Source organism: Pontiella sp. (genome assembly GCF_041622395.1).
Classification (GTDB): domain Bacteria; phylum Verrucomicrobiota; class Kiritimatiellia; order Kiritimatiellales; family Pontiellaceae; genus Pontiella.
The window spans coordinates 1-5208 of sequence record NZ_JBFJYW010000271.1; the positions used below are offsets into that span (position 1 = coordinate 1).

Below are 5208 nucleotides of genomic sequence, written 5' to 3' on the forward strand. Positions count from 1 at the left end.
GTCGTCGTGGTTGACCATCGGCGAAAGGGTTTCGGCGGTGATGACGATCACCTTCTTTTCCGGCGCGTTGGTCAGGAAATCGAAGGCCGACTGCAAGGCATACATGTAGCCCGAGCAGGCGGCGTTGACGTCGTGCGCCTGCATGGCCACTTCGCCCTTGGCCGGGCTGAGCTTGTGCAGGACGCTGCAGGCCAGCGACGGCGTCATGGCCAGCGGCGTTCCGGTGGAGCAGATGATGGCGCCGATATCGGAAATCTGAAGCCCTTCCTTTTTAAGCAGCTTTTGGGTGGCCTCGACCGCGAGGGAGAGCACGTTTTCGTCGCCATCGATCCAGTAGCGGTTTTCGATGCCGGTGCGCTTGCGGATGGCTTCGGAGTCCCATTCGCCATGGCCCTGCAGCAGCTCGTCGTTGGTGAGGTGGCGCGAGCCCAGCACGGTGGTGATGTTCGAGATGTAGATCGGCTTCGGTTTGCACGCGCCGCTGGTTGGGGCGGCTTCGACCGCTTCCGTGGCGCGCCGCCGTTCCATGATCGGCGTGCCGGGCTCTTCCTTGGTGAGCGGCTTGAGCTGCGCGGCCTCGTCGGACGCGATCTTGATCATCGGCGTGCCGACGGTCAGCGTGTCGCCTTCCGCAACCATCACTTCGGAAACGGTGCCGGAGACGGGCGAGGAGATATCCATCGAAGCCTTGTCGGCCTCGACCGAGGCAATCAGATCGCCTTCGGCAATCGCGGCGCCGGCTTCGATCAGCAGGTTCGCCACGGTGATCGTTTCGTCGGACGGGCTGGAGCCGATGGCCTTGACGGTGACGGTTCCGGCTTCCTCTTCCACGGGTTTTTCCCAGTGGATGTCGACCTCGAGCAGTTCGCAGCATTTTTCGAGCGTGCGCTTGAAGGAGGGCAAGACCTCGATCTGGCAGGAAAAATCGTAGGGAATGTAGGTGTCGGGGCGGGTGACGCGTGCGACCTGCACCTCGTGCCCGGCCTTTTCGCAAATGGCCGCCACGATTTCGCCGCCCATGCCGGCGGTCTGGTTGTCTTCGTGCACGACGATCAGCTTGCCGGTCTTGCGGGCGGAGGCGAGCACGGTTTGCTCGTCCCACGGGAAGATGGTCCGCAGGTCGATGACTTCGGCGTTGAGGCCGATTTCGGCCAGCGCCTCGGCGGTGTGTTCGACGACGGGCATTGCGCCGCCCCAGCTGACGAGGGTGATGTCCTGCCCGGCGCGGGCGATGCGCGCCTTGCCGATCGGGACATACTGCTGCTCCACGTCGGCGGAGGTGGTGTTGGTGCGGTCGTTGATCAGGCTCTTCGGGAAGAGGAAGACCGACGGACGGCCCGACTCGGCGATGGCGTTGAGCAGCCCGGCCGCGTCGGCGGCGGTGGACGGCATGAAGACGTCGATGCCCGGCACGTGCGCGAGAATGGCTTCCATCGTCTGCGCGTGGTACGGGCCGAGGCCCGGCCGGTAGGCGCCGGCGATCGACATCAATAGAACCGGGGTTTCCCACTGGCCGTTGGTGCGCCAGTACATGGCGCCGATCTCGGAGAGGAGGTGGTTGTAGGCCACCGGCATGAAGTCGGCGAATTGCATGAAGGCGATCGGATGCCCGCCGGCCAGCGCCTGCCCGGTGGCGACGCCGAGAATGGTGTTTTCGGCGAGCGGTGCGTTGCTGACCTGGTGCGGGAAGGCTTGCGAAAGGCCGCGGGTGAGGCCGAACACGTCGCCCTTGGGATCTTCGATGTCCTGTCCGTTGAGCGTGGTTTTCGGATCGTTGGCCAAGCGGGCCTTGAGGGTCGCGCGCATCGCCTCGAGCATGCTGAGGTGGCGGTTTTCGGCGGTCCCGAGGTATTCCTCGCGCTGTTCGGGCAGCGGTTTCTTCGCGGTCAGATCGGCCTTGGGGGTGGTGCCTTTGCGGCCGGTGTGGAACGCGGCATCGATCTTTTCCTTCACCTCGTCCTCGACGGCCTCGACGGCGTCGGCCGCCACGCCGTTGGCCAGCATGTAGTTGCGCAGCTTGGCGCACGGGTCGGCGTTTTCCTGGGCGTTGCGCAGGTCGGCTTCGGAGCGGTAGACCGATTGGTCGTCGGCGTTGGTGTGGCTCTCGAGCCGCTCGACGTTGAAGACGACGATCTGCGGGCCGCGGGTTTCGCGCAGTTGGCCCACGAGTTCGCCGAACTTGCCGTAGGTCGCGACGGCGTCGGAGCCGTCGATCCGGTGGATCGGCAGGCCGTAGAAGGCGTCGGTTTCGCCGTCGGGCAGGGAATAGAAGGTGTTGCCCTTGGTGACGGTCGAGAGCGCAAAGCGGTTGTCTTCGATCAGGAACAGCACGGGCAGGTTGGAGCGGACGGCCTCGGCGACGGCTTCGTAGAAGTCGCCCTGCTGGGTGGCGCCGTCGCCGACCGATACGAGCACGAAGGGCTTCTCGGCGTTGCCCTTGATGGAGGAGGCGACGCCGACGGCCTGCAGCACGTTGCTGCCGACGAGCGTCGGGGTGCTCATGATGTTCAGCGAGGGGTCGCACGGGAATGCCGGCATGCGCCGCCCGGCGGAGTTGGATTCCTGCTTGGAGAAGAGGCCGTAGAAGACCGTTTCGTAGGAGACGCCGCGGGCGTAGGCGAGTGCCCGGTCGCGATAGTGCAGGTGCAACCAGTCGCCTTCGATCAGATGCGGGGCCAGGGCGGCGGCCGCTTCGTGTCCCGACGAGGGAATGTAGAAAAAGACCTCGCCCCGCTGAGCCGCCGCGGATTGCAGCTGGTCGGTGTAGCGCGAGGCCGCCATGGGGCGGTAGAGTTCGAGCATTTGTTTTGCGGAAGGTGTATTCATGAATTTCCGGTGTCCTAATTAAGCGAAAATAGTACGGAAGGCGTTTTGGGAGGTCGATTCGTAAATTGGATTATCTCTAGGCTTTGACTCTCGACATGCCGCTGGATATGTTGTTCCTTATTCTGTTGATTAATACATTATGAAAAAGAGAAACGTAGACCTTGTATGCGACATCGCGGAACTGATTTCCCTTGAGGAGGTTGGGCGCGACCGGCGTGAACTTTTGCAGAAAGTTGTGACCTCCGTGGCCAAGCACATGATGGCCGACGTCTGTTCGATCTATATCTACGACGAAGAGGAGAAGGTGCTCACCCTGCGCGCCACCCAGGGGCTGGAACCGGCCGCCATCGGAACGGTCAAGTTGCAGTTGGGCGAGGGCATCACCGGCCGGGCCGTCCGTGAACTGCGGCCGATCTGCGTCGGATCGGCCTCGCAAAGCTCGTCGTACAAGTTTTTCCCGGGGATTCACGAAGAGGAATACGAAGCCTTCCTGACCGTTCCGATCCTGCGCGGCCTGCGGCGCATCGGCGCCTTGGTGGTTCAGGCGCGCGATGCCAACTATTTCACCCCCAACGACGTGAAGGCCCTGCGGGCGATCGCCGCGCAACTGGCCACCATGATCGAAAACGTGCAGCTGCTGAGCGGGGCGCGCGTCGAGGCCGAGGCCGAGCCGCAACCCGTCAGACGGACGCTCAGCGAAAATATCCTGCGCGGCAGGTCCGCCAGTACGGGGACGGCGCGCGGCAAAGCCTATACGCTCGCGTCCGGCCATGCCGAGAGTTGTCTCCTGCCGGATCCGGAAAGCAATGGCCATACGGTCGCCGATTTCGAGCTGGCCATCGAAAAAACCGCGCAGCAGATCGAAAAGCTCCAGCGGCAGACCAGCGAAGAGCTGGCCGATGTGGCCGTCTTGATTTTCAGCGCCCACCTGCTGATTCTCGAAGACGACCAGTTTACCGGGCGCATCTCCAACCTGATCCGCACGGGAACCCCGGGCGTCAAGGCCATCGCCACGGTCGTCGATGAATACGTCGAGGTCTTTTCCAAAAGCAAGATGCCGCTCATTCGCGAAAAGGTGCTCGACGTCAAGGATTTGGGCAACCGGCTGACCCGAAACCTGCTGAATGAAACGGACGAGGAATGCGACTACCGCGGCCAGATTATCATTGCGCACGAGCTGCTGCCGTCCGATATCCTCAAGCTTTCCGCCGAAAACGTCGAAGGCTTCATCATCAGCAGCGGCGTCACCTCGCATAACGCGATCATTTGCCGCTCGCTCGGGATCCCGATGGTGGCGCTCGCCCGCGAGCTGGCCGACGGCATCCCCGTTGGCGAAGCGTTGCTGATGGATGCGGAGCAGGGCATCGTCTACCTGAAACCGAGCGACGAGGTCTATGCCAAATACCGCGAACTCGACGCCGCCTGGAAGGTCCTGCACGATGCCGCCGACGTGAAGGAAGAAACGCGGGCCAAATGCGGCGAACGCGTGCATATCTATGCAAACATCAACCTGTTGAGCGATCTCAAGCCCGCCCGCAAATTCAAGGCCGAGGGCGTCGGGCTCTACCGCTCCGAGTTTCCCTTCATCGTGCGCAACGATTTCCCGCCCGAAGACGAGCAGTATGTGATCTATAAGAAGCTCGTCGACCAGATGGAGGGCAAAACCGTCACCTTCCGCACGCTGGATATCGGCGGCGACAAGATGCTCTCCTACTATTCCAACGTCAACGAGGCCAATCCGTTCCTCGGCATGCGCGCCATCCGGTTCTCGCTGCGCAACAAGGATATTTTCTGCCAGCAGCTGCGCGCCTTCCTGCGCGCCGGGGCCGAAGGAAACACCCGGATCATGTTCCCGCTCGTGTCGTCGGTCGATGATTTCATCAATGCGCGAACCATTGTCTATGAATGCATGGACGAGCTGGAAGCGGAGGGCATTCCCTTCAGCCGGGAAACGCAGCTCGGGGTCATGATGGAGCTGCCCTCGGCGGTCGAAGTGGTCGATGAGCTGGCGGCGGAGGCGGATTTCCTCTCGATCGGGTCCAACGATCTGATCCAGTACATGCTCGCGGTCGACCGGACCAACGAGCAGGTTTCCAGTCTATACCTCGCCCACCATCCGGCCATTCTGCGCGCCATCAACCGGATCGTCTCGGCGGCCATGACCCTGGGAAAAGATGTCTCGATCTGCGGCGACCTCTCCGCCGATCCGCGGATGCTACCCTTCCTGCTCGGCGTCGGTCTCCGCAACTTCAGCATCGATATCGTCAATGCGCCCACGGTGCAGCGGATGGTCAACAACATTGCCATCAAGGATGCCGAGGAGATGGCCGACGCCATGCTCGACCTCGGTCGCATCAGCCAAATCGAAGCCTTCCTGCTCGA

2 protein-coding genes are annotated in these 5208 nt (G+C 62.5%); one reads left to right on the forward strand and one right to left on the reverse strand.

Annotated elements, in window-relative coordinates:
• Positions 1-2826: thiamine pyrophosphate-dependent enzyme (locus tag ABYO54_RS13715; RefSeq protein WP_372808813.1), on the reverse strand; the 2826-nt coding region annotated here is incomplete at its 3' end.
• Between the two features lie 223 nt (positions 2827-3049).
• On the opposite strand from ABYO54_RS13715, the gene ptsP reads away from it, so the two are divergent.
• A partial coding sequence (gene ptsP / locus ABYO54_RS13720) for a phosphoenolpyruvate--protein phosphotransferase (protein WP_372808814.1) occupies positions 3050-5208 on the forward strand: 2159 nt, incomplete at its 3' end.